This window comes from Streptomyces hainanensis (assembly GCF_004348415.1).
Classification (GTDB): Bacteria; Actinomycetota; Actinomycetes; order Streptomycetales; family Streptomycetaceae; genus Streptomyces; species Streptomyces hainanensis.
Genome location: NZ_SMKI01000737.1, coordinates 1 through 2,363, shown reverse-complemented (window position 1 = coordinate 2,363; position 2,363 = coordinate 1). Strand labels below are relative to the sequence as shown.

The 2,363-nt window shown below is 77.5% G+C and carries 2 protein-coding genes; both read left to right on the top strand.

Annotated elements, in window-relative coordinates:
- Positions 1-1,134, top strand: a 1,134-nt coding sequence (locus E1283_RS35390) for a bifunctional adenosylcobinamide kinase/adenosylcobinamide-phosphate guanylyltransferase (protein ID WP_132822262.1), incomplete at its 5' end; no start/stop codon positions are given.
- 127 nt (positions 1,135-1,261) lie between these two features.
- Complete coding sequence (locus tag E1283_RS35385; RefSeq protein WP_132822261.1) at positions 1,262-2,335, top strand: nicotinate-nucleotide--dimethylbenzimidazole phosphoribosyltransferase; 1,074 nt, start codon at positions 1,262-1,264, stop codon at positions 2,333-2,335.
- The last annotated feature ends 28 nt before the right edge of the window (positions 2,336-2,363 follow it).

Genomic DNA, 2,363 nt, shown 5'->3' with positions numbered 1-2,363 from the left:
GGCTGCCCCTGCGCCCGCTGTGCCAGGGCGCTCGGCGCCGACGTCCGCACGGCCACCTCGCTGCTGGTGGACGGGGTGCTGCTGCTCGACCTGACGCCGGGCGCGGCGCTGGCCGCCGCGCGGGCCGGCCGGTCGCTCACCGGGGTGCGGCAGGCACTGCTGACCCACCCGCACGACGGGCCCGCGCTGGAGCTCCCGCCCGGCCTGCCGGGGCCGTTGCGGCTGCCGGACGGCCGGGACCTGACGCTGCTCAGCGGGCACCGGATCACCGCCGTCGCGGTGGACGTCCCGGGCACCGGTTACGCCGTCACGGAGCCGGGTCGCGGCCGGCTGCTCTACCTGCCGCCGGGGGCGGCGCCCGCCGGCCTCGCGGACGGCCCGCCCTACGACCTGTGCCTGCTGGACGTCGTCGGCCGGCCGGACGCGCTGGCCAGGCTGCGGGCGGCCGGCGCGGTGGCGCTGACCACCGACGTGGTCGCGGTGCACCTGGACCACGACGTGCCGCCAGGGGCCGAGCTGCGCCGCCGGCTGGCGGCGGCCGGCGCGCGCGCCGTGCCCGACGGCCGCACGCTGACCGTCGGCGACTTCCGTGAGGTGCCGGAACTCCCGCGCCGCACCCTGGTGTTGGGCGGGGCGAGGTCCGGGAAGTCGGCGGAGGCCGAACGGCGGCTCGTCACCTTCCCCGACGTCGTGTACGCGGCCACCGGCGGGGAGCGGGCCGGCGACGCGGAGTGGCGGGCCCGGGTGGCGGGACACCGGGAACGGCGGCCGGCGAGCTGGACCACGGTCGAGACGTGCGACCTGGTGCCGCTCCTCGAACAGGACGACGAGGGGCCGCTGCTGATCGACTGTCTGGCGCTGTGGCTGACCGACGCGCTGGACTCGGTGGGCGCCTGGGAGGGCCGCGGCGCCGCGGAACTGGCCGCCAGGACGGCGGCACTGGTCGCGGCGGTGGGGGCGGCCCGGCGCCCGGTGGTGCTGGTGAGCAACGAGGTCGGCTCGGGCGTGGTGCCGGCCACGCCGGCCGGCCGCCGTTTCCGCGACGAACTCGGCCGGCTCAACGCGGCGGTGGCGGCCGAGTGCGAACAGGTGCTTCTGATGACGGCCGGTTGCGCGACGCCGCTGCGCGGCTGACGGGACGTCGCGCGGCCGAGCGGCACCGCTGCGCGGCTGAGCGGGAACGCTGCGCGGCTCAGCGGGAACGCTGCGCGGCTGAGCCGGGCGCCGGGGGGTGCGAGCCGGAGCGCTACCCTCGTTTGCCATGAGCGATGGCGGTGTGAACCTCGATGACTTCGGCGATCTCATCGAGCGGCCGAGTGCCAGGCTCCGGCGGCAGGCCGAGGAGCGGCGGGCCCGTGTCGGCGTGCCTCCCAAGGCGCTTGGCCGGCTCGACGAGATCGGTGCCTGGCTGGCCGCGGCGCAGGGCCGGGTGCCGGTGGCCCCGATCGAGCGTCCCAGGGCCGTGCTGTTCGCCGGCGACCACGGGATCGCCTCGCTCGGCGTCTCGGCCCGCCCGCCCGGCGGTGCCACGGCCCTCGTGCGGGACACGCTGGACGGCGTCAGCCCGGCCGCCGTGCTGGCCCGCCAGGCCGGCGTGCCGCTCCGGATCGTCGACCTGTCGCTCGACTGCCACGCCGACGAACTCCCCGCCGACGTCAGCCGGCACCGGGTCCGGCGCGGCTCGGGCCGCCTCGACATCGAGGACACCCTGACGGCCGAGGAGGCCGAGCAGGCGTTCCGCACCGGCATGGCCATCGCCGACGAGGAGGCCGACTCGGGCACCGACCTGCTGGTGCTCGGCGACATCTCGGTCGGCGGCACCACCGCCGCCGGCGTCCTGGTCGCGGCCATGTGCGGGACGGACGCCTCCATGGTGACCGGCCGCGGCGGGCTCCACATCGACGACCTGACCTGGATGCGGAAGTGCGCCGCCGTCCGCGACGGCCTCCGCCGGGCCCGCCCCGTGCTCGGCGACCAACTGCGCCTGCTGGGCGCCGTGGCCGGCGCCGACCTGACGGCGATGACGGGCTTCCTGCTCCAGTGCGCGGTCCGGCGCACGCCGGTGGTACTCGACGGCGTGGTCTCGGTGGCCTGCGCCCTCGTCGGCCAACGCGTCGCGTTCCGCGCCCCCGACTGGTGGCTGGCCGGCCACGCCAGCGGCGAACCGGGCCAGGCCAAGGCGCTCGACCGCATGGCGATGGAACCCATCCTCGACCAGAACGTCACCGTCGGCGAGGGCACCGGCGCGCTCCTCGCCCTCCCCCTGATCCGCGCGGCGGCCGCGTTGGCGGCCGAACTCCCGGAGGCGGACCGGGACGTGGACGTGGCGACGTAGCGGTACGGGGCTGGGGATTCCCGCCCAC